The organism is Polaribacter sp. IC066 (assembly GCF_007997085.1).
Classification (GTDB): Bacteria; Bacteroidota; Bacteroidia; order Flavobacteriales; family Flavobacteriaceae; genus Polaribacter.
Map to the genome: position 1 here is coordinate 1 of NZ_VORR01000036.1, position 24,100 is coordinate 24,100.

General features: G+C 30.1%; 22 protein-coding genes and 2 pseudogenes. 9 read left to right on the forward strand and 15 right to left on the reverse strand.

The annotated features are described in order from the left end of the window. Positions 1-703: 703 nt before the first annotated feature. The 7 genes and pseudogenes from ES044_RS12395 to metG form a co-directional block, all read right to left on the reverse strand. Positions 704-2,527, reverse strand: a complete 1,824-nt coding sequence (locus tag ES044_RS12395; RefSeq protein WP_147118021.1) for a hypothetical protein — start codon at positions 2,525-2,527, stop codon at positions 704-706. A gap of 296 nt (positions 2,528-2,823) precedes the next feature. Then, complete coding sequence (locus ES044_RS12400; RefSeq protein WP_147118020.1) at positions 2,824-3,078, reverse strand: hypothetical protein; 255 nt, start codon at positions 3,076-3,078, stop codon at positions 2,824-2,826. Between the two features lie 120 nt (positions 3,079-3,198). Beyond that, positions 3,199-4,101 carry a histone deacetylase gene (locus ES044_RS12405; RefSeq protein ID WP_147118019.1) on the reverse strand — a complete coding sequence of 301 codons (903 nt, stop codon included), beginning with the start codon at positions 4,099-4,101 and terminating at the stop codon, positions 3,199-3,201. 109 nt (positions 4,102-4,210) lie between these two features. Then, a pseudogene (locus tag ES044_RS12410) lies at positions 4,211-4,411 on the reverse strand (hypothetical protein); the annotation flags it as partial. A 12-nt stretch (positions 4,412-4,423) separates the two neighbouring features. Beyond that, positions 4,424-5,239, reverse strand: a complete 816-nt coding sequence (locus ES044_RS12415; protein ID WP_147118017.1) for a hypothetical protein — start codon at positions 5,237-5,239, stop codon at positions 4,424-4,426. Positions 5,240-5,242: 3 nt separating this feature from the next. Next, a complete protein-coding gene (locus tag ES044_RS12420) occupies positions 5,243-6,130 on the reverse strand; it encodes a DUF488 family protein (protein WP_147118016.1) in 888 nt (295 codons plus the stop codon). 12 nt (positions 6,131-6,142) lie between these two features. Continuing rightward, positions 6,143-8,212, reverse strand: coding sequence for a methionine--tRNA ligase (gene metG / locus ES044_RS12425; protein ID WP_147118015.1), 2,070 nt, complete (start codon positions 8,210-8,212; stop codon positions 6,143-6,145). 174 nt (positions 8,213-8,386) lie between these two features. On the opposite strand from metG, the gene ES044_RS12430 reads away from it, so the two are divergent. Continuing rightward, on the forward strand, positions 8,387-8,965 hold the full coding sequence (locus ES044_RS12430) for a hypothetical protein (RefSeq protein ID WP_147118014.1): 579 nt from the start codon (positions 8,387-8,389) through the stop codon (positions 8,963-8,965). 181 nt (positions 8,966-9,146) lie between these two features. Here the strand turns inward: ES044_RS12430 and ES044_RS12435 are convergent, their stop codons facing one another. Next, positions 9,147-9,746 carry a Uma2 family endonuclease gene (locus tag ES044_RS12435; protein WP_147118013.1) on the reverse strand — a complete coding sequence of 200 codons (600 nt, stop codon included), beginning with the start codon at positions 9,744-9,746 and terminating at the stop codon, positions 9,147-9,149. Between the two features lie 91 nt (positions 9,747-9,837). On the opposite strand from ES044_RS12435, the gene ES044_RS12440 reads away from it, so the two are divergent. Then, positions 9,838-10,827, forward strand: coding sequence for an LD-carboxypeptidase (locus tag ES044_RS12440; protein WP_147118012.1), 990 nt, complete (start codon positions 9,838-9,840; stop codon positions 10,825-10,827). On the opposite strand, the gene ES044_RS12445 is transcribed toward ES044_RS12440, so the two are convergent. Further along, positions 10,814-11,500 (reverse strand): hypothetical protein, encoded by a 687-nt coding sequence (locus ES044_RS12445; protein WP_147118011.1) that lies wholly within the window; start codon positions 11,498-11,500, stop codon positions 10,814-10,816. The two genes, ES044_RS12440 and ES044_RS12445, sit on opposite strands and share 14 nt — an antisense overlap. A 267-nt stretch (positions 11,501-11,767) precedes the next feature. Here ES044_RS12445 and ES044_RS12450 point away from each other — a divergent pair, with 267 nt between their 5' ends. After that, the gene (locus ES044_RS12450; RefSeq protein WP_147118010.1) at positions 11,768-12,127 is read left to right on the forward strand and encodes a YraN family protein; all 360 of its coding nucleotides are present in this window, start codon (positions 11,768-11,770) and stop codon (positions 12,125-12,127) included. A gap of 80 nt (positions 12,128-12,207) precedes the next feature. Then, positions 12,208-13,107, forward strand: coding sequence for a DMT family transporter (locus tag ES044_RS12455; protein WP_147118009.1), 900 nt, complete (start codon positions 12,208-12,210; stop codon positions 13,105-13,107). 22 nt (positions 13,108-13,129) lie between these two features. Here ES044_RS12455 and ES044_RS12460 read toward each other — a convergent pair whose 3' ends face one another. After that, on the reverse strand, positions 13,130-14,497 hold the full coding sequence (locus ES044_RS12460) for a TlpA family protein disulfide reductase (protein ID WP_223269108.1): 1,368 nt from the start codon (positions 14,495-14,497) through the stop codon (positions 13,130-13,132). 107 nt (positions 14,498-14,604) lie between these two features. Between ES044_RS12460 and ES044_RS12465 the strand changes: the two are divergent. Continuing rightward, positions 14,605-15,399, forward strand: a pseudogene (locus ES044_RS12465) (SDR family oxidoreductase). On the opposite strand, the gene ES044_RS12470 reads toward ES044_RS12465, so the two are convergent. Next, the gene (locus ES044_RS12470) at positions 15,396-15,755 is read right to left on the reverse strand and encodes a hypothetical protein (protein ID WP_147118007.1); all 360 of its coding nucleotides are present in this window, start codon (positions 15,753-15,755) and stop codon (positions 15,396-15,398) included. The pseudogene ES044_RS12465 and the gene ES044_RS12470 sit on opposite strands and share 4 nt — an antisense overlap. 81 nt (positions 15,756-15,836) lie before the next feature. Between ES044_RS12470 and ES044_RS12475 the strand changes: the two genes are divergently transcribed. After that, a complete protein-coding gene (locus tag ES044_RS12475; RefSeq protein ID WP_147118006.1) occupies positions 15,837-16,361 on the forward strand; it encodes a CvpA family protein in 525 nt (174 codons plus the stop codon). A 1-nt stretch (position 16,362) separates the two neighbouring features. Here ES044_RS12475 and ES044_RS12480 read toward each other — a convergent pair whose 3' ends face one another. After that, a complete protein-coding gene (locus ES044_RS12480) occupies positions 16,363-17,295 on the reverse strand; it encodes a LysR family transcriptional regulator (protein ID WP_147118005.1) in 933 nt (310 codons plus the stop codon). 86 nt (positions 17,296-17,381) lie between these two features. Between ES044_RS12480 and ES044_RS12485 the strand changes: the two genes are divergently transcribed. The 3 genes from ES044_RS12485 (at position 17,382) to ES044_RS12495 (ending at position 20,380) form a co-directional block, all read left to right on the forward strand. After that, the gene (locus ES044_RS12485; protein WP_147118004.1) at positions 17,382-18,344 is read left to right on the forward strand and encodes a sodium-dependent bicarbonate transport family permease; all 963 of its coding nucleotides are present in this window, start codon (positions 17,382-17,384) and stop codon (positions 18,342-18,344) included. Positions 18,345-19,080: 736 nt separating this feature from the next. Further along, the gene (locus ES044_RS12490; protein WP_147118003.1) at positions 19,081-19,470 is read left to right on the forward strand and encodes a hypothetical protein; all 390 of its coding nucleotides are present in this window, start codon (positions 19,081-19,083) and stop codon (positions 19,468-19,470) included. Between the two features lie 385 nt (positions 19,471-19,855). Beyond that, complete coding sequence (locus ES044_RS12495; protein WP_147118002.1) at positions 19,856-20,380, forward strand: hypothetical protein; 525 nt, start codon at positions 19,856-19,858, stop codon at positions 20,378-20,380. Between the two features lie 79 nt (positions 20,381-20,459). On the opposite strand, the gene can is transcribed toward ES044_RS12495, so the two are convergent. The 3 genes from can to ES044_RS12510 all read right to left on the reverse strand — a co-directional run bounded on the left by can (position 20,460) and on the right by ES044_RS12510 (position 24,099). Then, the gene (gene can / locus ES044_RS12500) at positions 20,460-21,107 is read right to left on the reverse strand and encodes a carbonate dehydratase (protein WP_147118001.1); all 648 of its coding nucleotides are present in this window, start codon (positions 21,105-21,107) and stop codon (positions 20,460-20,462) included. Positions 21,108-21,121: 14 nt separating this feature from the next. Further along, positions 21,122-22,984: a SulP family inorganic anion transporter gene (locus ES044_RS12505; RefSeq protein ID WP_147118000.1), complete on the reverse strand. Its 1,863-nt coding sequence runs from the start codon at positions 22,982-22,984 to the stop codon at positions 21,122-21,124. Positions 22,985-23,349: 365 nt separating this feature from the next. Continuing rightward, a complete protein-coding gene (locus ES044_RS12510; RefSeq protein ID WP_147117999.1) occupies positions 23,350-24,099 on the reverse strand; it encodes a tetratricopeptide repeat protein in 750 nt (249 codons plus the stop codon). Position 24,100: the final 1 nt, after the last annotated feature.

The following is a 24,100-nucleotide window of genomic DNA, read 5'->3' on the forward strand; positions in this document are numbered from 1 at the left end:
TCTGCAATACGTTTTTTGTCGGAGTTCAATTTATAATGCTTTGATACAAAGGAAACAAACACAATTTAAAAGCACTAAAAATCAAACATGTAATTGTTACCTAGTAACTAACAAATGTTAACAAGAAAGTTCTTTTTCCTAAAAGCAAGGATAGAATTGTTAATAACTAGCTCTTTTTTGAAATCTAGGCTGAATAGTTACTAAATTTTTAATTCCGTGTAAAAGTAGCTATTTAGAATGAAATTAAATAACTATTTAGAATTAATTTAAATAATATTTTAGATATAAATTTATTTAAGACATAAAAAACGTTAGAAAAAAGAAAATTTTCAGGTTTATTTTTATGATTTGGGGTGTTTTATATGTCGTGCTTAAAAAGTATAAAAGTAAAATTTAGCTATGTTTTTTTTAATGCTAGATATTTCTATAAAATAAAATTAAACATTATGCTTAAAGTTTTAAAATAATAAAATTTGCACATAAAATTACCATAAAACGTGTCTCCGAAAATGTTATAGCGCTAATGAAGTTACTTGAAATAGAAAACTTGCCAAAGTAAGAGTTCTTTTAGCAAATTTAAAACTGATAGTCTTGGGGAAAATCTTAATGTTTTGCTAGATATATTCAAGTTTAGTAGCTTAAAGAATGTCTTTTAATAAAAACTCTTTAAAGCAACATAAATAGGGACTAATTTATTAAGAATCTATTTGATTTGTATTGTCTTTTCTTCAAAAATGAAGGTTCCGTCTTCAGTAACTCCTTCAATAAAAAGTTTTATATTGTTTAAAGGTGCGTTTGCAATGTTGAGTTCTAAATGACCATTTTCATCAATTTTATTAAGAGGTAGCCAATCTACAACACCATATTCTTTATAAAATTGATTCGTATAACTTTGGTATTTTGGTACATAAAACTTTTCTGGCTTGCTAAAGGTTAAAGGAAACTCAAATTTTCTTACAGTACTCCTTTTTTTACTAAATTTAAAAGGGTCTGTAACAATATTTATAGTGCCACCGCGACCAGAAGCAAAACCAATAGATGTTGTTGAATTAACTTCAATATAATCTACAACATCTAACCAATAATAGAATAATTGGTCATTCGCTACTTGATAACCATCTAATATCATCAATGGAACACCATCTGCCGTTCTGTTATAAACCTCAAATTTATTAGTTTTAAAATTATCACGAGCAGATAAACCAGATTTGCCACTTAAAAAATTAGCAAGTGTTTGATTTCTATCAAACTCATCAATAAGATAAATACGACCAAATGACTTATTTTTAATGGATTCAATTCTCTTCTCTTCAAGGTTTGCAGTAATTATAATTTCATCTAAAACTTGTATTTTATTTAAGTTTTCAAAGTTATTTGCTAGCGTAAAAACCTCTTGGGAAAAATAATTTTTAGAAGGATTTATAATTTTAAACGGTTTATTTAAATTAGGTACATTGCTAGGAAAATATTGCACGTAGAGCGTTGGTTGAAATAATCCACCTTTTTTACCAACTTTAGAAATATAAAGATTTTCTTTATTTTGAGGATAGTATTGATACATTTGAAAAGATTGTACCGCTTCTTTAAATTCAATAGATTGAGGTGGTTTATTTGATACATTATGCACTAAATATGTGCTTTCTTTTTCTATTTTAGGAATATTGACTTTTATAGATATTCCTTTTTCTTGTTGATGTTCTAAACTATTATTAGCTTTAAATATAGTGTACCAATTATAACTACTCCAACCCTGTGTAATTAGTAAATTATCTAAATCATATTTTTTTTGTGCGTTAATATTTGTAAAATAATAGCCACCATTTTCTATAACCCCTCTTATATAGGGTTGTATAAGTGTCTGCGAAATAATATTTGCGTTTTTTTGATACGATTTTGTTTTTTGAGGTAACGCAGTAACGCTAATATTATTGAAGCCAACAGTGTTTTCTTTGCTATACTTAAGATGTACGTTTATTAAGCTATCATTTTTGTTACTAGAAGTAATAGTGCTCTTAATAATTTTTAAACCTTCATAATTAAAAAACAATCTTTCTGCCAAGGTATTATTATAGGCATCGAACAATGTAAAAATAGTTATTCCTTTTGGTAAATTTTTAAAAGGTATTTTTTTAGTGATACTCAATGTACTCTCAAATTCTAAATCGATTGTTTGAAGCTTAAAACCATCATGAAAAACTAATTTTAATTTTTTATTTTTAATATCAGTAATTGAAGATTTATTCGTGGCTAATGAGACTAAAGCATGCGTTTCATTTCGGGCAACTTTTAATAAAACGCCTGCTGTTTTTATCGTATCAATAAAACTTATTTTAATTTCTTTGCCATTATTATTAATAATTGCTGTGTAATTTGCGTTTACTTTTGGCATAAATGAAAACCGACCAATACCAAGTTTATTTAATTGAAATGAAGTGATTATTTTTTTGTTTTCATCTATAATTTTGCCTTTTAAATTTGGTGCCCCATATCCAAATTGATCCTTTACAATAATGCCCATAGTATTCATAACATTGGCAATTATATGGCCACTTTCAGGCAAAATTTGAGCATCTATTTCAAACCCTTTTTCAGTGTTATTAATGTTTGTTTTAGAGTCATTAGGGTCTATAACTTCAAAAGTATCGGTAAAATAATTATGTTCAGAAAAATTAAGTAGCCAATTGGTGTACGCCTTAAAAATGTAAGTGCCACTTTTAAAAGCTGCGTCAATTTTAATAGCCCCATTGGCAATTCCGTTTTCTACTTTTATAAGTTGTTCTTTAATGGTATTATTGTTTAGGTCAGAAACAACACAATATAAGTTTATAGTATTATTAGAAAGCGTTTTTTTTTTTTGTTAAAAGCATAGGTAGTAAAACCAATAAACTCTCCTTTTATAAAATTAGATTTATTTAAATGCGTATAAATTACTTCTTGAAATGGTTTGGTGTATGCGTTATAAACAGTATTAATATTCTTTTCTTTAAAACTGGCTTGACTTACAGTTGTTTGATACACTGACAATAATAGCGTAAAGGCAATAATTTTTTTTAGAGGTTGAAGGAGGTTCTTATGCATAGTTTAGTTTATTGAATTATTATCAACATTAATTCCGAAAAATAATAATAATTATAAAGAAAACTCTTTTTTGCTAAAAATTCGATTTATTTTTAAGGTATTTTATAAGTTTATTGCAATTTAAAAATAAATTTCTTGCGCTACTCGAAAGGTATTTGCGTGCGCATTTACAATAATATTTACATCTTTAGAGTAACCGCCACCCATAGAGCACATTACGGGAATTTTATAATCAAAACAGGTTTGTAAAACGAATCTGTCGCGTTCTTTACAGCCATTAATAGTTAAAGCAAGTTTTCCTAATTTATCAGTCTCAAGAACATCTACGCCACACAAATAATAAATAAAATCGGGTTTTTCTTGGTTGATAAGTTTTGGAAGGATGTCTTTTAAGATCGATAAATATGCTTCATCTTTTGTGTCATTTTCTAATGCAATATCTAAATCAGATTTTTCTTTGACAAACGGATAATTGCTTTTTCCGTGCATAGAAAAAGTAAAAACGGTAGGGTCATTTCTAAAAATTTCAGCCGTTCCGTTTCCTTGATGCACATCTAAATCTACAATCAGTATTTTACCAACCAAACTTTTGTTTTGTATATATTTTGCACCAATTGCTTGATCGTTTAACATGCAAAAAGCTTCACCACGATTTGAAAAAGCATGATGTGTACCACCGGCAATGTTCATGGCTATTCCGTTTTTTAATGCAAATTCAGAGGCTTTCATAGTGCCGTCTGCAATCACCATTTCTCGCTCTATTAAAACTTCAGATAGAGGAAAACCTATTTTTCTAGCCGCTTTTTGATTTAAGGTGATGTTTAGTAAATCAAAAAAATATTCAGGATCATGAACCGTAAAAAAGTGTTTATTATTCGGTATTTCTGGTTCAAAGAAATTCTCTTCAACACAGGTGCCTTCATAGCGCAATTGTTGCGGTAAAAGGTCGTATTTTTCCATCGGAAAACGATGCCCTTCTTTCAAAGGATGTTGATATATAGGATGAGATGCAATTTTTAGCATAGATGCATTACTATTCAGTAAATTTTTTAAAATTAAATTCTTTAGAGAAATATTGATAGTTTGTTTTTATAAAAAAGTCTTTATACTTAGCTACGATGTTTTTATTTTTCTAACTAACTTCTTGTCCGTTTTTAACCGCTTTTCCAGGTTCCATAAAAGCTAACTTCCCGTCAGGAGTATCTGTCATTAAAATCATACCATTACTTTCTACACCACGTATTTTTCTTGGCGCTAAATTAACCAATACAGAAACCTGCTGACCAATAATATCTTCTGGAGAAAAACATTCGGCAATGCCGGAAACAAGGGATCATCAACTCTATTACCATAAAGTAAATTGTTGTTTTTTTAGTGGGTAGAAAACACCAATAATTACAAAAGGATTACGAGATCTTCGCCTATGCCATTGCATGGTTGTTCCCAAAAATAAAAAGATATCGTTCTTTTCTATAAAGGAAACAAAATATTTTTCTCTAACCTGTTTTATGGCTTCTTTTTCATTGTTTGTTCTTTTTAAGCAATTTTTATATAATTCAAAAATTTCCCAATCTTCAATCATTAACTTACTCGAAATTCCCTCATCATCTTCAAATACATAATAGAATTTATAAGGTACTTTTGGGATTATTTTTTCTGGATCACTATCTATATCTGCAAATAAATCTGTTTGTTTTCTCAATTCTTTCCACTCGTCCTTCCATTCCCTTTCGTCATCTTCAATAATGAAATCTATAATTTTAGTAGGTCTAAAAGTAGCCAAAGAAACGTTAGTAGGATTTTGAGAATCACCGATTAATTTAGTTTTATTGATGTAGACATTATTTAAACAAAATTTTTTTCTCTCTTGCCAATAATTTTTTGTGTCAATAGTTTTTAAAATTTTTATGTTATAATTATTCGGAGAATAGCTTTCAGGTCTAAAATCACTTGAAGTTCTTTTTTCAACATCAAGTTCAATCCAAGTATATTTTTTAAAACCAATATCTTGTTTTACTTGATTCAGAAAACTTAAAGGAATTGGATAAATTCTTATCCAAGATCCATCTTCTAAAATCCCGGCAGTACAAACTAATTCATCATAACTGCGAGAAGGTAAAGGGTAGGTAGTAACAGTAATTAAAATTTTCTTTATTGGCATAAGTTATAAATGCTCAATTACATATTTAAACTCTTTTAATTCCGATACAGCTTCTGCTAAATGTGTTCTATGACATTGGCAGTTATCAGCTTCAAAGCAAGTTAATGCAATTCTTTTATTTTTTTTAAGCAAATTAAGAATTTCTTTTTGATAATTAACCGTTTGTGTTAAATTATTTGTTTTATACTCATCAAAGAGTAAATCATAATCTTTTTGGCAATTCAACTCTTTTCTTTTATCTGAATTTATACCAACTTCAGGAATATGGATATAAATAATTCCTAAACTTTCACAGGCTGTTTTTAGCTGATTTTTACTAAATCCGTACTTCATACTTAAAGCATTTTTTCTGACATCACATAAAACTTTAATATTATTTCTTATCAGTTTATTTAAATAATGTTCAAAAGAAATCCCTTCATAGCCTATCGTAAAAAGTGTAGTTTCGTTTTCTTCAAATTTTATATCATTAATTTTTTTTAATTCTTGTTTTGAAAGATGCTTTTCTGCAATTATACTGTTAATTGCAAAATATGGATATCTATTGTAGGTTAGCTTTATTAAATCTCTGCTGCTTTTATTTTTATAAATTATAGCGAAGTCTGAAACAATTTTTTTATCATCACTATTTAATTGAGCTAAATAGTTTGTTTCATCGATTTTAGACCAATAATTTTTTGTTTCATCAACAATTCCGTACTTTTTTAAAGTTTTTAAATCAGCATTAGCTTGAAAAGAATAACATCCATATTTATATGGAACAAAATCGTATGTTCTCTTTTTTGTATCATACCTGCTATGCAAAAACAATAATTTTTGCAACTGAATTTTATCAAGTCTGTTTTCAAAGACTTGAAGCATTGATAATAAAACCTTTCTTCTATAATACATACTGTAAATATACTAACTAATTTCTTGTCCGTTTTTAACCTCTTTTCCAGGTTCCATAAAAGCTAACTTCCCGTCAGGAGTATCTGTCATTAAAATCATTCCGTTACTTTCTACACCACGTATTTTTCTTGGCGCTAAATTAACCAATACAGAAACCTGCTGACCAATAATATCTTCTGGAGAAAAACTTTCGGCAATGCCAGAAACAATGGTTCTTATATCAATACCAACATCAACCTTTAATTTTAGTAATTTTTTAGTTTTTGCTACTTTTTCGGCTTCTAAAATTGTTCCAATACGGATGTCTAATTTTGTGAAATCTTCAAAATCTATGATTTCTTTTTGAGGTGCTGTGACTTTCTTTTCTTGCGCATTGGCAATTTTTGTAGCCTGTAACTTTTCAATTTGAGCTTCAATAGTTTTATCTTCAATTTTAGAGAATAACAACGCTGCTTTGTTTATTTGATGCTTTGCAGGAAGTAAAATATCTTTTTCGGATACATTGTCCCAAGAAGGAGATTCCTCATTATCGTTTGGAATGATATTAAGAATTCCTTTTAATTTAGTTGAAGTAAAAGGCAAAAACGGTTTCGATAAAACAGCTAAAGCTGCAGAAATTTGCAAGGCAACAAACATAATTGTTTTTACGCGTTCTTCGTCAAGCTTAATAACTTTCCAAGGCTCTTCATCTGCTAAATACTTGTTTCCAAGTCTTGCTAAATTCATTAACTCTTGGCTTGCTTCTCTAAATCGGTATCTTTCAATAGATTTTCCAATCACATTTGGAAACTCTTTTACTGCCGTTAAAACATCTTCATCGGCTTCTGTGAAATTGTTAGGTTCTGGCACAAGTCCTGAATAATACTTATTCGTTAAAACAACAACTCTGTTTATAAAATTACCGAAAATAGCAACCAGTTCGTTGTTGTTTTTTGCTTGAAAATCTTTCCAAGTAAAATCATTGTCTTTATTTTCTGGTGCATTTGCCGTTAAGGTATAACGCAAAACATCTTGCTGATTCGGGAATTCTTCTAAATACTCATGCAACCAAACTGCCCAATTTTTAGAAGTCGATAATTTATTACCTTCTAAATTTAAGAACTCATTTGCAGGCACATTATCTGGTAAAATATAATCTCCGTGTGCTTTTAACATCGCCGGAAAAATAATACAGTGAAAAACAATATTGTCTTTCCCTATGAAATGAACCAGTTTTGTATCGTCTTTTTTCCAGTAATCTTCCCAGTTTTTTCCTTCTTTTGCAGCCCATTCTTTGGTCGCTGAAATGTAGCCAATGGGCGCATCAAACCAAACATATAAAACTTTTCCTTTGGCATCTTTTAAAGGAACAGGAATTCCCCAATCTAAATCTCTTGTTACTGCTCTTGGTCGCAAACCGTCATCAATCCAACTTTTTACTTGTCCGTACACGTTGGGTTTCCAATCCTTTTTATGTCCTTCTAAAATCCATTCACGTAAAAAATCTTCGTGTCTATCTAAAGGTAAAAACCAATGTTTGGTTTCTTTAACAGTGGGCACATTGCCTGTAATAGCAGATTTTGGGTTGATTAAATCATTTGCGTTATGACTTGTTCCGCAGTTTTCACATTGATCGCCATAACTTTCTTCAAAGCCACATTTTGGGCAAGTACCTACTACAAAACGGTCTGCTAAAAACTGATTTGCTTCAGCATCGTATAATTGTGCTGAAACTTCTTCTATAAACTCGCCATCATTGTACATTTTTGTAAAAAACGCTGAAGCAGTTTCGTGATGGATTTTTGATGAAGTTCTTGAGTAATTATCAAAAGAAATTCCGAAATCTTCAAAAGATTTTTTGATAATTTTGTGGTATTTATCAATAATAGCTTGGGGTGAAATACCTTCTTTTTTAGCTCTCATTGGTATGGCAACACCGTGTTCATCAGAACCAGAAATATAGGCAACATCTTTGCCTTTCAAACGCAAATAACGTGCGTAAATATCTGCGGGAACATAAACACCTGCTAAATGACCAATATGAATTGGGCCATTTGTATAGGGTAAAGCTGCTGTAATTGTATATCTTTTTGGAGTATTCATCGAATTTTCCTTATTAGTTTAGAGACTGATTTATAAAGTGCAAAAGTACAAAAAACCGAGTTTTAAAAACCATTGAAAATTAATACATTTACAGAAGTAAGAGTATTAGATTTTTAGAACCAATAGTCAAGATAAATTTTGAAGAAAATAATCCTATTTACCTTTCTGTTTTTGATGATTTTTATAACAACAAGTGCGCAAGAAAAGCAAGATGCTTCCTCAGTAAAAGAGAACCCAATTGTTTTTGGAGATGCTCTTATTGGTTATTCAAATACTGGTAAAACGGCGCTTACTGTCGGTGTAAATATAAATTATCAATTAAAAAATGATTTATTTACATTTAGAACTTTACAAACTATAAGCATCGATAAAATTGAATGGTTTTATATGTTTCCGGTTTCTGTGGTAAGCAATAGAACAACGGAGTATGCGGCACTTTATGGAAAACGTTATGTAGAAGACGGATTGGCCTACCATTTTTCTGGCGGAATTTCTTATAATATTAATAAAGATATAAACGGAGATTTTAAGACAAGAGAAACTTTTATAGGATTTCCTTTAGAAGCAGGAATTAGTTGGTTTAAATCCGAAAAGAAAAGATTTAGATTTTTTTATGGTTTAATTCCTGTTGGTAAACCAACGTCATTTGGCAGGTCTATAGGTATTAAACTTTATGGAAATGTTGCTAAAAGATCTTATGTTGGTGTAGGAGTAACGTTCGGGTTAGGTTGGCATAAAATATATACGGATTAAGAATGATTTTCTTAAATCATTAGTGTCCGATTAAAAATAGTATAAGTAAATAAAGTACTCTAAAATAAAGGGATTACACTTGTTTTTTATCTGATTTTATGTTATTTATCATCTCGTCTTGGCTGTTGGCTCTAAAATCAAAGCGCTTTTCTTTGGTTTATCGCGAATCAATAGTTTTAAATTAATCTTCAAAAACTTCACCCACTGTAAATGATAAATCAGGAAAAATACGACTCGTTGCAGTTTCTTCTGCAATAAGTGGTTTTAGGCCAATATACGTATCACCTTGTAAAAAATAGCGATGAATGGTTTTGTAAACATAATCTACAATCCAATATTCTTTTACACCATTTTCTTCGTATAATTCATATTTATTTTTCATTTCTCTATTGGAGTTACTTGGCGATAAAATTTCAATAATTAAATCAGGAGAACCAATACAACCTCTTTTATCTAGTTTTTTGGGGTCACAAATAACACATAAATCTGGTTGAAAAACGGTGATAATATCTTCATCTTTTATAGAGTTTTTTCTTTTATCAATTAAACGAACATCAAAAGGAGCAGCATAAACTTTACAAGCTGATTTGTGAAAATGATTTAGAAAAATTCTACTTAATTTACTAGATGCCTCTTGATGAAGTCTTGCAGGAGCAGGAGACATTTTAAATACTTTTCCTTTTAAAATTTCAACACGCTCTTTAAATCTCCATTGTAAATAATCTGCATAGGTGTATTCTTTTCCATAATCTAAAACGGGCTCTTCAACGGTGTTTTTCATAACCTTGTGTTTTTATAAATTTACAAATTTTCAGGATAAACACAAAATAGAAATTATATCACTATTTTTGATCAAATTTTAAATTAGATTGATGAAAAGTAAAATAGTTTCTTTTTTATTGTTGATGAGTTTTACGTTTACAAATGCACAACAAAAATTAACAACGCCACCGTATTTAAAAATTGGCGATACCATTGCAATTGTTGCGCCTGCCGGAATTTTAAAAGGCAGACAAGCTACGATACAAAAAGCAAAAAAGCTAGCGGAGAGTTGGGGCTTAAAAGTGGTTTTGGGTAAAAATATGTATAATCAAAACAATCATTTTGCAGGGACAGATGATGAACGCTGTCAAGATTTTCAAGAGGCTTTAGACAATAAAAACATCAAAGCAATTTGGGCGGCAAGAGGCGGATATGGTTCTGTTAGAATTTTAGATAAGTTAGATTTCGCAGAGTTTAAAAGACATCCTAAATGGGTTATTGGGTATTCTGATATTACTGCATTTCATAATCATATTTATAATTTAGGAGTGGAAACCATTCATGGAATGATGGCGACGAGTTTAGAGCAGAAACCAGAAGAAATTATGAATACGATTTCATCATTTAAAAAATCGCTTTTTGGTGAGGCACTTTCTTATACGGTTGCATCCTCAAAATATAATAGAACTTTTTCATCCAAAGAAATTGAAGGGCAACTTATTGGTGGAAATTTATCAATTTTAACGTCTATGTTGGGCTCTGAAAGTGAGTTAAACACAGAAAATAAAATATTATTTATCGAAGAAATTGGCGAATATAAATACTCCATAGACAGAATGTTGCAAAGCTTAAAGCGTGCAGGTTATTTTACAAACGTAAACGCTGTAATTGTGGGCAATATCTCTTTAGTTAAGAAGAATTCTACACAGTGGGGAAGTTCTATAGAACAATTAATTTTAGATGTTGTGCCAGCAGAAGTTCCTGTTTTGTTTAATTTTCCAGCAGGACATGAAGCAGATAACAGAGCGTTAATTTTTGGTCGAAATGTTGATGTGAAAATCGGCGATGCAGCGTATTCTATTAATTTTAAAGAAAATTAGAGATTAAATTTCCTTCGGTATGATAGGGCTCAAAACGGGCAAATAATTCTTCTGAATACCAATTAAGTTCTCTTGTTTTTTTAACCATTTCTGAATGTTTCGGGTTGCTGTACGCATAGTTAAACATGGCATCTGCAGAAGACCAAATTGAAAAAGTAGCTTGCATTAATAGCGGGAATTCTCCAATTCCTTTAGAGTACAATAATTCTTTATAAGCATCCATAGATTTAGAGACGGCTGGTACATTTTTCCAAAATGTATAGGCTAATTTAGGTTTAATCGTAGCTCTTGTAATGACCGCCAAAGGTTTACTTTTATCTAATTCTGTGCTACTTTTAAACGGATTTTGTTTGCTCCATTCACCATGACTTTTAATGTTTTTCATAAACACAACACTATAATTTAAGGAAGTTTGTTTGTATCGTTCAATAACCGTTGAGTTTGTGAAATTTTTAGCCTGCTCTTCAGAATCAAAAACGGCAATAAAACCAAAAGTAGAAAAATCTGGTTTTATAGAAAAACCGTTGCCACTTCCTGTTCCTAGTGGTTTAAAAAAAGTTAATCCGTTTGTGTTCTTTAAAGAAATTGGTGGTCTACCCATCCTAACAAAAGCATTCCATTTATTTTTAAAACCTTTATATTCAAATAAACAGATTAAGGTAATTTGCGTCATACAACAAAGATAAAGATTCCGCTTTTAAGAGATGAAAAAAAATGGTATAATTACATTTTTTTCTTTTTTTATTTGAAATATTGCGGTAATTTATTTCTAAATAGCGTTCTGAAACGGTTATTTTAAAATAGAAATGCTGCATCTATAAACTAAAGTTATTTCGATAAATAATTTGAAGTTGTAATTTATTTGTAAATTAGAATTTTAGAAGGGTAAAGAGTGCAAACAAAAAGTGCAGTATCAAAAACAATTATTTAAAGTCTAGTTATGGCAGACCACAACGAGCTTGGTAAAAAAGGTGAAAAATTAGCAGTCGATTTATTAATTAAAAGCGGTTATAAAATCCTTGAAAAAAACTATCGTTATTTAAAAGCAGAGGTAGATATTATTGCTCAAAAAAATAATGTTTTAGCTGTGGTGGAAGTAAAAACCAGAAGCTCTGATTATTTTGGGGATCCGCAAGATTTTATCACCCCTAAAAAGATACAACTATTGCTTTCTGCCATCGATTATTATGTGGTGCAACGAGATTTAAATGTGGAGGTTCGTTTTGATGTTATTGCGGTTCTTTTTCAAAATAATGAAACTAAAATTGAACATTTAGAAGATGCTTTTTTGCATTTTTAAACCTTCTTTTTTTGGATAGAACATCGTAATTAAAAAGAAAGAAATTATAGAATTGTCATTCTAAAGTTTACCTTAGTTTTATGGTAGCAAAGAGGTTTTGGCTCGGTATTTTTTTAGGAATTTTAGGAGTTATTCTTTTTTCTTCAAAAGCGGTTATGATTAAACTGGCTTACAATTATAAAGTAGATGCAATTACAATGCTCCTTTTAAGAATGTTATTTTCTTTTCCATTTTATTTGGTTATTGCGTATTTGTATCGAAACGAAAAGAAAGAGGTTAAAACAACTAAAAAAGAGTATTATTGGATTGTTTTGTTTGGGGTAATAGGTTATTATTTAGCTAGTTATTTTGATTTTGTAGGATTAACGTATATCACAGCAAGTTTAGAGCGTATTATCTTATTTGTATACCCAACAATTGTAATTTTATTAAATAGATTTTTTTTAAAACAGCCTGTTACAAAAATTCAAGCTATTGCTATTTGTTTGTCTTACATAGGCATTATAATTGCTTTTTCTAGTGAAGTTGAGGTTTCTGGAAGTAATGCGTATTTAGGCGGATTTTTTATACTCTTAAGCGCAATAACCTATGCCTTTTTTTTAGTAGGAAGTGGTTGGTTAATACCCAAGTTTGGCGTTGTAAAATTTACAGCATATACCATGTTAGTTTCTTGTGTTTGTGTATTTGTACACTTTAGTTTTATCGGAGAAACAGATTTGTTTAATTTACAGTGGCAGGTATATGTTTTAGGAGCTTTAATAGCAGTTTTTGCCACTGTTATTCCTTCGTTCTTAATAAGTGCTTCTATAAAAATTATTAGCTCTTCTAATTTTGCAATTGTTGCGGGTATCGGACCCATATCAACAATTATACTAGCTTCATTTTTTTTGAATGAGCGCTTAACTTTAGTTCAGTTTTTTGGGGCATTATTGGTGTTGATTGGGATTGTTATAAGCGCATTAAAAAAAACCAAAAAGTAACAACGTTTGCACACTGTAAAATTTACATTGTATCTATAAATGCTACTAGATCTTTAAATTCAGTAGGTTTCGAAATAATTTTTTTGTTCTTATCTAATATAAAATAAGTGGGTGTGGAGTTAATTTGATAGGTTCTTGCAGTTTCATTTTTCCATTTTTTTAAACCTAAAACGTTATGCCAACCAAGTAACTTTTCATTCTTATAGTTGCTCCAAACAGATGCATCATTTTCTAAAGCAAAGCCAATGACTTTCATAGCGGTTTTGTTTTTCATATAGCTGTGCAATTCAGGAATTTCTCGCAAACAGTGAGAGCAACTTGTGCTCCAAAAAACTAAAACATAATTTTCGGCATCATTTAAAGCAGATAATTTTAAGGTTTTGCCATTTTCATTCCAAGAAAAATCTGGCGCTACTCTGCCAATTTCAGCAGAAAAAAGCGCTAATTTTTCTGCTATAAATTGTTTGTTTTGTAAATTTTCTGGCAGCTTATTATAATGATTTTCAAATAAATAATCGATAATTTCTAAATTTTTAGAAATTTCAAAATTTTCTATTAAAAACTGAATAATGTCTCTTTTGTAAGAAACATTTTGAATTTTAGAAAGTATGGTTTCTATAGATTTTTTATATAAAATTTGTTGCTGTTCTTCATCATCAGAAAAATTAATATAAAACACATAATCTAAAATTCTATTGCTTAAAAATGAAGAATTCATCAACGCTTTATTAGAGAAGTCTAAAGTATTAAAAAAAGTATTTTTAATATTAGAAAGGTATTCGTTAACAGAAGATAAAATTTCTGGCGGATTAATTCGAGCGCTAGCCTTTACAAACGGAGCAATATATTTATTTTTAGTCTTTTGAACATATGTATTTTGAACGGAATCTACCTCTTTATATACTTTTAGGTAATATGCTTTTAAGTCTAGTGTTGGGTCTTGTAAAACAGCTACTTGAATAGAATCTAGTCGTTGTTGCGCCATAGAAACATCTTTCATGTACGCAGTATACAGTTTATTTTCTGTAGATTCTTGAAAAGCAATTGCTTCTTGAGGATAATTCGGATTAAAAATAAAGGAAACATTTTCTTTATTGTAAAAGAAGTCTACAAAACCAGCTTCTTCTAAACGGTATGTGGCTCTATAGCTGCCAGGTTTTGCCGTAGCAGGTAATTTTATCTCAAAGCTACCAACAACTTGTTTTTTTCCGTTTACGATAATAGAATCTGTTTTTATGGTGGTGTTGTTTACAAAAACTTGCTTTGTGCCTTCTAGCTTGTATAAAATAACCCAATCGCTTTCTAGTTTCGGACTCATTGATCCTTTTACAGTGTGTTGCGCCTGCGAAATAGTAGATATTAAAAGTACAAAAGCTAGTATGTTTTTCATCATTTTAGATCAATTTAATTGTTATCAACGTGCTGTTTTCAACAAGTATACCAAAAATACTATTTCTGCTTTAAAATAGGTATATTGTATCGTTAAAATATATAGCGATGGGTTTTTCTGATAAAATAATATGGATTACTGGCGCTTCTTCTGGCATCGGAAGAGCCTTAGCTATTGAGTTGTCTAGTCAAAATGCAAAGTTGATTTTATCTTCAAGAAAAAGAGAAAATTTAGAGTTGGTTAAAAGACAGTGTAAGAATCCTTATTTTGTAAAAATTATCACATTAGATTTAGAAGTTTATACAAACTTTAGGTTTAAGGTTGATGAGGCGATTGCTCTTTTTGGTAAGATTGATATTTTAGTAAATAACGCTGGTATTAGTCAGCGCTCCTTTATCAAAGAGACTGCTATTGTTGTTGATAAATGAATTATGGATATTAATTATTTAAGAACCGTTGCTTTAACGAAAGCGGTTTTACTACATTTTATGGAAAATAAAAAGGGTCATTTTGTGGTAAGCACAAGTATTGTTGGTAAAATTGGCACTCCGTTGCGCTCTAGTTATGCTGCTAGCAAACACGCTTTACATGGTTTTTTTGATAGTTTGCGAGCAGAACACCATCAAGATCATATCGCAGTAACTTTAGTTTGTCCGGGTTTTGTGAATACGAATGTTTCTATAAATGCATTAGCAGCAAACGGCACGCCACAAGAAACATTAGACGAGGCTACAAAAAATGGAATTCAGCCAGCACGTTTTGCAAAGCTTATGCCCAAAGCGATTCAAAATAAAAGGGAAGAAATTTATATTGCGGGTGCAAAAGAAAAATTAGGTGTTTATGCCAAGCGTTTTTATCCGAAGTTATTAGCTACAATGATTAGAAAGCTGCGTGTTACTTAATCTTCAAAATACTCTAAAAACTCAAAATAAGCAACAATAGCTTCTTTCATTAGAACCGTTTGTTCACCGGGCTTTAAGTTTGGTAACTCTGTAATTGTTTTATAATGCGGCCAGCCATCATCATCAAAAAAATCGAACTCATAATAACCATAAGGTTCTAGCAATTTGCAAATAGCAATATGCATTAGATTCATTTTTTCGTCTTTTTTAAACTCTCTATACCCTTGCCCTAATTCTTGAACGCCAATTAAATATAGAATTCCGTCTACATTTAATTCTTCTGCTTCAGAAAAATCATCGGTTAATTTGGTAATCAAATACTCCCATTTTTCTTTTAAATTGGTCACTTTTGTCATAAAATAGCTTTAGAGAGCAAAGATACAATCTGCATTTTTAAATTTTAAAAAAAAGATGTAGGTTTACAGAAATTATCTTTAATGAATGTTTTTGATATTGTAATTATTGTATTGCTTCTTTTGGCTTTTGTAAGAGGAATTATGAATGGTCTTTTTTCTGAAATTGCTTCTTTAGTAGCGGTAGTAGTGGGGGTTTATGTTGCTATTCACTATGCGAACTATGTAGAATTTTATTTAGTGAATTCTACTTTTGTAGAGTGGTCTGACCAAACCAACAAAATTGTTGCTTTTGTAATTACATTTTTAGTAGTGGTACTTTTAATACTTTTTATAGGTAAAATACTAACTAAGATAGCAGATATTACAGCGTTAGGATTGCTAAATAAAGTGCTAGGCGGTGTTTTTGGTGTTTTAAAAATTGCGTTAATTCTAAGTATAATTTTAATCTTTTTTAACCGAGTAAACAATACAATTCCGTTTATAACAGCAGAAATGTTAGATACATCTACCTTATATCATCCTATAAAAAAGATTGCACCTGAATTATTTCCATCAATAATTAGAGAAGATAAAGACGGCAAAACAACCATAGAATTGCCAAAATAATTTAGTATTTTATTTTATCCATCCAATTAAAATAATTTTTATAAACATTCTCTTTTTCTGTAGCTACATATTCTAAAAAGGCTTTTGCTACCGGAGATAATGCTTTCTTTTTTAGGTAAATTAGTTTCCAAACAGATTTTAGAGGCAACCCTTTTGCTGGTATAATTTTAAGTTCGTTTTGTAATAATTCGTTTTTAATACTTAATAAAGACACAATAGAAACACCAATATCTGCAATAACTGCTTGCTTAATAGCTTCGTTAGAGGTTAATTCTACTTTTATTTTAGGCGCAATTTTTTCTTGTTTAAAAAATAATTGCATGGTATGTCTGGTGCCAGAGCCTTCTTCTCTAAAAATTAAAGGTATTTTATTAAAAATGGAAGTATCCTTACTTTTTTGAGCAATTATTTTGTTTTCTTTGGATGCTACTAAAACCAAATGATTATCCATAATTGGTAATTCTTCCAAATCTAAATGATTAGGAATTACGGTTACCAAAGAAAAATCTACCAAGTTTTTTTCTAAATCTTTAATAACGGTTGTTTTGTTAGATACATCTAAAACTAATTCTACTTTAGGATGTTTTTTTAGAAAACCATTTAAGAAATAAGGCATTACGTAATTGCCTGTAGAAACCACAGATATTTTTAACTTACCCGATAGTAAACCTTTAAAAGCCTCTGTTTTATACTGTATGGTTTCTGTTTTATTTAAAATTTCTTCTGCAATTTGATAAATTTCTTTGCCAAAATCTGTCACATAAAATTGTCTTCCTATAATTTCAGACAAAGGAATATCAAATTGATCTTGAAAATTTTTTAGTTGAATGGATGCTGCCGGTTGGGTCATATTCAATTCAATAGCTGCTTTAGTAATACTTTTGTTTTCTACAATAGTGATAAAAACCTTTAGTTGATGTAAAGTAAAGTTCATTAAAAATGTTTATGATTTGCATAACAAATTTAAATAAAAATATATGAACTATTGCATATAGATTAGATGCGTTAAAAAACAGAAAAATGAGTGTAGATGTATTAATCAGTAATTTAACAAACCCAGTGTTGTTATTTTTTGTTTTAGGGATTATCGCCTCTCTCGTAAAAAGTGATTTAAAGATTCCTGAATCATCTTCTAAATTTATTTCGCTCTACTTATTATTTGCTATTGGTTTTAAAGGCGGACAAGAATTGTCTCACAGCGAATTTAATACCGAAATTATATATTCCATTTTATTCGCAATCGGTTTATCTGTAATTGTTCCATTATATACTTTTTACATTTTAAAAAGAAAAATAGGAACACCAAATGCAGGGGCAATAGCGGCGGCATACGGTTCTGTAAGTGCGGTTACTTTTGTAACTGCGGTATCTTTTTTAGAAAATCAAGGGGTATCTTTTGGCGGACATATGGTTGCTATTATGGCAATTATGGAATCTCCGGCAATTGTTGTTGGGGTTATTTTAATTATGTTAAATGATAGTACTAAAAAAGAGAAAAAATCTATAGGAGGTATTTTAAAACACTCGCTTACAAGTGGTAGTGTACTAATGCTCACAGGTAGTTTGGTTATTGGTTTAATTGCAGATGCATCTCAAGCAAGAGGAATAGAGCCTTTTACAACCGATATTTTTAAAGGTTTTTTATCCTTATTTCTATTAGAAATGGGTATGGTTACGGCAAATAGAATTAAAGAATTTAGAAAACATGGATTATTTTTATTCTTTTTCGGAATTATGGTGCCACTTTTTAACGGTATGGTGGTAGCATATGTTAGCGGTTTCTTAACAGAAAGTGAAGGGAATAGATTCCTTTTCGCAATTCTTGCGGCTGGTGCTTCTTATATTGCTGTGCCAGCAACAATGAAATTAGCAGAACCAAGGGCAGATCCTGGTATTTATATACCTATGGCTTTAGGAATTACGTTTCCTTTTAATATTACAATCGGTATGCCTATATATTACGCAGTTGTACAATTATTCTAAAGTAAGATATGCTTTTATAAAAAAAGTAAAAACCATCAAAATATTCTTTTTTGATGGTTTTTGTTTGTGCCTATTGTTGTTTTTTTCTAAATCTAGGGTAAAAATATCATCTAAATGTGCGGCGCTAACTATGGAAACTTTTCAATTTTAGAAAAAAAAGAAATTTTAAATTGTTCAACCATTCTCTAACTCATAAAATACCATGTGGGAATTTTGAAAATACAGAATTGTAAATTTGAGAATCTACACAAACTAAAAAAACAAAATTGCAAAATTATTACTTAAACACTAAAACTAGATTCAAATTATGAATTTTTGAAAATAAAAAACATTAACATCCGACAAAAACTTAAGATCGCTTTGCTTCAAGATATAAGATGCAAGAGTTAATTCGTAAATATTTGAATATTAGAACTAATTGATTTTTATAGCTGATAACAAAATTGAAAATAGTTTTTAGAGTTTTAGTAAGGTGTCATATTCTAAAACTACTCTAATCTGTTACTTAAATTACTAAAACCTATATTCAGAAAATTTTTACCGAACAGTAATGAATAAAAAAATAAGATTTATTAAAAAAAAACACTATTTCTTTAAAAGTATATAAATTTTTATAAACTGGTTATTTCTCTTTCTAATACCTTGAAAATAAAAATATAACACCTTACGACGCTATTATTTTTGTATCTTCTATTAAATCTTTAGATGAACCAAATATTGAGGAGAATAAAGATTAATGAATAAGAATAATGATGCTACAGAAGATACAATAATTGTCTTTAAAGATGAGTATGATGTTAATGATATGACATGTTCAGGGTATACTTTATTAAATGGTAATTTAAATTACGAAGAAGTTATTGATGAGGATTATGCTTGGGATAATGATGTTTGGGTTATTGGAGAAGCTGAATTTTTAAATCAAAAACTTGTTAAATTTGTCGATGAAAACCCAAATAGTGGAGGTACTCGTCCAAATACAAGTTTAACAAGATTAGAGGGGAGAGCTGAATATGGTGGAATAATTCAAATCACAGACAGAGGTGCTGTTGAACCTTGGTTTAATGGTAAATTTGAGATTAAATATATTGTTTTTTCAGCTACAGGTGCAAAAATTAAAGAATAAGCATTCGGAAGGACAAAAAGAAAACATTTTTAAAATAATAAATGGGTAGATTATAATGATTTTATAGCAAATTGGAATACTTCAAATATTGGTAATTTTATGATTTAAGCATGGGTTGAAAGAGATAGAGGACGCTCAATAACAATATCTCAATCATTTCCTGCCCCTTGTACTGGCTGTCCTTCTACTTCAGTTTCATATACTGTTGGAAAACGTGACGAAACTTTAGGTCAATCAATTGTTCAGTTTAGGGATAATTTAAATCAAATTTATGGTATTTCCTATTCAAATTTTAAACGAAAGTAAAAATTTTTTTTTCTTTTCATTTTTTTTATATAGTACGTTTTTATTTTCTCAAGAAAATCTTCAACTTGAGTTAAATATTTTGTCAAGTAGACATGGTACTGGCGATTTAAATGGAATTAGTTTTTCTAGTAATTACATTAAACCAATTAAAAAAAATTTAAGCTATTTAATTACTATAGGAGGATCTACTCATCAAGGTAAAAACGAATTGATATATAATTTGAATGGAAAAGACATTGATGGTTCTATTTTATATACAACATCTGGTATACAATTAGGATTTGGACTAGATTATAATTTGATTAAAATTAAAAAACATAAATTTAATGTTAGACTAATACCATTTATTAGATATCAAAGTACTTCGATACCTGATGTAAGTACAATTTTATATCCGCCGATAACAGAATTACCTTTACCTGTTATTTATTTTGAACAATTTAGACCATCAGAAACTATAGCTGCTGGTTTGGAAAGTAATTTAATTTACAACCTTACATTATTTAATACTGTATCTTTAAACTTAATAGCAAGTTTTCAGTTTGACACAAATGGGGATACTTTAAGAGGATTAGGAATTGGATTAGTTAAAACTTTTAACTAAAGAAAAAAGATTTACAAAAACCACCTTAAATAAAGGTGGTTTTCTTTTTAAAACTAAAAATATATGAATTATTTTGGTGTTACTTCTTTTCTAAATCTAGGGTAAAAATATCATCTAAATGTGCCGTACTATCCATAGATACTTTTAAATCTTTAATAATACCGTCATTTAAACCATATACCCAACCGTGAATTTCTAATCCAGTATCATCTATCCAAGCTTGCTGTATGATCGATGTTTTTGCTAAATCATACACCTGTGCTTTTACGTTTAATTCTACTAACCTGTCAAAACGCTTTTGATCATCTTTAATGTTTCTTAATTCTGTAATATTGTTTTTATAAACTTCTTTAATGTTTCTAATCCATTTATTGATCAACCCTAAAGATTTGTTTTGCATGGCAGCTTGTACACCACCGCAGCCATAATGACCGCAAACAATAACATGTTTTACTTGCAAAGAATTTACAGCGTAGTCTAATACGCTTAACATATTCATATCGGTATGAACTACCATATTCGCAATATTTCTATGTACAAACATTTCTCCAGGAAAGGTTCCTGTTATTTGATTTGCGGGTACTCGGCTATCTGCGCAGCCAATCCATAAAACGGGTGGTTTCTGACCTTTAGAGAGTTCTTCGAAAAAGGTGGGATCTTGGTCAATTTTTTTCTTAACCCAGTCTTTGTTGTTTTGTAATAACTGATGGTAATAGGTGTTTTTCATGATATTTTGTTTTTTTAAGATTTGTCTTTTATATTTTGTTGTACCCATATAACACATTCATCGAAGGTTTTAAAGATGTGTTCAGTGGGTATAAAATCTGGAATAATATCAATACGTTCCATCATATATCTAGGTTGATGCAATAGGTTTACAAATAAAACCTCAATGTTTTTTGCTTTTAAATCTAACAACATATCCTCCATGGCATACAAACCAGATTGATCCATATATTGCATTCTTCCTAAACGAATAATAACAATATTCGCGGTTTCTGGTATTTGTTGAGATAAGCGCTGAAAATCGCTGGTAGAGCCAAAGAATAAAGGTCCTTTTATGTGCTTTATAAATACTTCTTGTTTTAAAGTATTCGGAAAACCTTTTTCATCGGGCCAAGATTCTTCGTCTAAAATTGTAACGAGACTTCTTTTAGCAGTTAAATCTCCAATTTTTTTCATGAACATTAAAGAGGCAATGATAAGACCGATGCCTACTGCGTAAATTAGATCCCAAAAAGTAGAAAGTCCTAAAACGATCAACATAATTAAAACTTCTGAACTTACTTTTAGAAAACCAATTTTTAAGTCTTTTGGTAAATACGGAATTGCCTTTAAACCTTTATAATCCATTACACCAATACCTACCGTAATTAAAATACCTGCTAAAACGGCCGCGGGAATTTTTGAGGCGATAGGGCCTAATAATAACATAACGATTAACAGCATGATACCTGCAATCATTCCTGAAAGTTTTGTTTTACCACCAGCATTGATATTTACCACCGTTCTTATCGTAGCGCCGGCTCCCGGGATACCACCAAATATTGCGGCAATACTATTTCCGATTCCTTGCCCCACTAATTCTTTATTAGGTTTGTGTTTGGTCTTCGTCATATTATCTGCAACAACACTGGTCAATAAAGAATCGATAGCTCCTAAAAGGGATAATGTTAATGCCGTAAAGATGTAAGGAGTAATACTAGAAAAACTAAACCCAGTAAATATTTCCCATTTAGGGATCGGGATTCCTCCAGGAATTTCTTGTATAGCTCTATAATCGAGCCCGAAGCCGACGGCAATTCCAGACATGACAATTAAGGCGACTAAAGTACTGGGGACTGCCGTTGTAATTCTTTTAAAACCATAAATAATAAATACAGTACCCAAAGCTAATAGTAATTCTAGCCAATTAATATTTTGCAAAGCTCTTGGCAAAACCCTTAGGGCACCAATGGTACCAGCGGCACTTTTAGAAGCTAATATTTCAGATTCTAATTGAATGTCTCCGGGTGTAATTTTCTTTGCTCTTTGAATGGTTTCTGCAAAATTTTCTAAAACTAAAATCTTTTCGCCAGCTTCTTCTTTCAATATGTTTTTTAGAATTACTTCTTCGGCTTGAGGCTTAAATTGATTCACAAATTCTATATCTTCTTTTGGGTAATAGCCTAAAGAAGGCAGTATTTGAGTTAGTAAAATAATAACCCCAATAGCTGTCATAAAACCAGAAACAACAGGATATGGAATATATCTAATATATTTTCCCAAACCCATGAGACCAAAACCAATTTGGAATAATCCTGCCAATAAAAAAACAGTTAAAATGGCTGGTAAAGCTTTGGTAACATCGCCATCATTAGCGGCAATAATACCCGCAATAACAATCATACTTACGGCGGTCATTGGTGCTGTTGGTCCAGATATTTGCGTACTAGTTCCGCCAAAAAGTGCGGCAAAAAAACTAATAAAAATAGCACCGTATAAACCAGCGCTCGGTCCTAAACCAGAAGAGACTCCGAAAGCCAAAGCTAAAGGCAGTGCTACGATACCAGCAGTAATTCCACCAAAGGCATCGCCTTTAAGGTTAGAAAAAAAATTTTTCATAATTGATTGGTTGATTTTTTTTTCTTGTCACGATAAAAGTGACAAGATTTTAAAGGTTTAAGTAAAAACTCACTTGTTTGTACTATTGAATCCTATATTAAAAAGAGGGCCTATTTGTTATGGATACAATACTAGGTATTGTGCTAGTAAATAACAGCGGCTTTGTACCTTCTATTCGCAAAAATAAATATAGAAAAAATGTTTATCGTACTATTTGAGTTTTTCAAGATACTAAGATACAAGGAATTTAATCAATAGCCGAAAACTCTAAAGTAATTTAAAGTATTAAGAGAGAGAATAAGACTTAAAACGGTATTTTAAGTCTTATTTTACGGATAATTGGTTAGGTAATTGGTTGGTTTTTTTTAAAGTTCTTTAATCTCTTCAGCAATAATCCATCCTAATTTGCCATCTGCTAGTTTAATTTTTTTCCAGTCGTCTACAAGATCTAAAACCACAACTTTAGTGCCTTCATGCAAGGTAAATACTTCTTCAGAATTTAAAGTTGGCGCGTTTCTTACGGCAGTTTTTTCTGCAAAAACAATGGCTACCTTATTGTTCTTGGAAAAAGTATATTGATTATAAGTAATTAAAAAAGAGAAGATTAAAAGTATAAAACTAAAAATACTGGTGATAAAATAAAAGCGCTTTTTTGATGGAGAATCTGCAAAATAGAAAAGTAAAAACAATAAACTTCCTAAAAAAGAGCAAATAATAATTACAATTGCCCATTGATTATAAGAGAGTTTTTGTAACCAATTTTCATGAAACTTCTGAAATACTGTTTTAGGTATTTCTTCAATATTATCTAACGCTAAACGTTTTGCAAAAACTAAATTATTTTTTACATCTTCGTTTAAAGGATTATTTTTTAAAGCTTTTTCATAATAGTAGATAGATGGGCCTACCTTATTTAATTTATAATAAGAATTGCCCAAATTATAGTATAATTCAGACGAAAGCATTCCTTGAGCTTCTATTTTTTTATATAATTCAATAGCCTCTTCAATTTTCTCGTTTTTATATAAATCATTGGCTTCCTTAAAAAGTTGTTCTGTGTTTTGACCCAGTAAAGAGTTTGCAACTATGAGTAATAAAAAAAATATTTTTTTCATT